General features: G+C 56.6%; 3 protein-coding genes. 2 read left to right on the plus strand and 1 reads right to left on the minus strand.

Going from position 1 to position 1153, the window contains the following annotated elements:
- The first annotated feature begins 408 nt into the window (after nt 1-408).
- Nucleotides 409-606: a hypothetical protein gene (locus tag ACOCD2_RS21040; protein WP_293649875.1), complete on the plus strand. Its 198-nt coding sequence runs from the start codon at nt 409-411 to the stop codon at nt 604-606.
- On the opposite strand, the gene ACOCD2_RS21045 is transcribed toward ACOCD2_RS21040, so the two are convergent.
- Nucleotides 572-883 (minus strand): hypothetical protein, encoded by a 312-nt coding sequence (locus ACOCD2_RS21045; protein WP_293649874.1) that lies wholly within the window; start codon nt 881-883, stop codon nt 572-574. The two genes, ACOCD2_RS21040 and ACOCD2_RS21045, sit on opposite strands and share 35 nt — an antisense overlap.
- A 78-nt stretch (nt 884-961) precedes the next feature.
- Here ACOCD2_RS21045 and ACOCD2_RS21050 point away from each other — a divergent pair.
- A partial coding sequence (locus ACOCD2_RS21050) for a hypothetical protein (RefSeq protein ID WP_419620151.1) occupies nt 962-1153 on the plus strand: 192 nt, incomplete at its 3' end.

Consider the following 1153-nt stretch of genomic DNA (forward strand, 5'->3'; position numbering starts at 1 on the left):
GTTTTGACAACGCCATCATAAAGAAAACGAACACTACAAAATGAACTCAAAACGCCGGAAAAACGTGGTTTGAAACAAACAATGAGTTAAACTACAATTAAGACATGGAACACACCGGGTATCCATAACAGTCCCGGCATCTCGAAGCATTCAGCACAGACCGTCATCACGACGGCGCGGCGCCAGGCGGCGCTGCCACTTCCATCCTGGAACATACCGCCCCCCCCCCGCGTGCCCTTTTCCCTGGCCGTTTTGCGCCCAGCGAACAGCGCATGCGTGCACCTGTATGAATTTTGCTCCATCCGGAGCCCTCGTAGCGCGAGGTTAAACGCGCCATCACAACGTGATGCTAGATAGCGACTGGCATGGCGAAACATCAAACAGGGGTCGCGCCCCAAGGAGGAATCAATGTTGGTATCGAAGAAAGAGTACCAACGCTGGCTGGACACAGCCAGCAACGAGGAGCTGGCCGAGCGCCAGCGGGCCTTGCTTGCGGTGATGGACAAGATCACCGAAGGGGATGTGCTGGACCAGGCCCGGTACTATCTCCGCCTCACCGAGGAGGAGATGGTCATTCGGGAGCTTTATCCCGAGACACGGACCTGATCCCTAGGGCGTTGCGGCGTTGCATGATGGCGGATAGCCGATGTGCATCGTCGTAGCGCCCATCGAGCACGGCTAGCAGAGCATTGGCATCAAGGCTTTTGTCGCGCTGACGCTGCAACCGCAACCGCCCCAGTGCAAGCTGATCCTCATAGGGCAGGCGGTGCGCGTAGCGTTCGCACAGCGACAGAAATTCCTTGGTACCGAAAGTTTCCGGATGTTCGAGCAGTGCTTTGAACTTCCGGTCGGCGCCACCTTGGATGGATGTCAGAGTCTTCATGGCCTTACTTTAACACGCGCGGGGAATTTGCCACCCCGGTGCAATCAAACACCGCCTGGCAAGCGGAAGGAGAACAAGGTGAATATTGAAAAAAGTACCCTAGCGGAGTACCAGGAACGGATACAGGCCGGTTGTGAGCCCGTATCATTCGAGGAACTCCGCCGGCGGGGCGAGGAGCTGGGGTACCGGCTGAAGGCGGAATTCAAGTACATCAACACCGCCAACCCCAGGCCTTGGCATGCGTTGTCCTGCAACTGGATTGAGAAGTCT

Source organism: Thiolapillus sp., from assembly GCF_048562965.1.
GTDB classification, from domain to species: Bacteria; Pseudomonadota; Gammaproteobacteria; order Chromatiales; family Chromatiaceae; genus Thiolapillus; species Thiolapillus brandeum_A.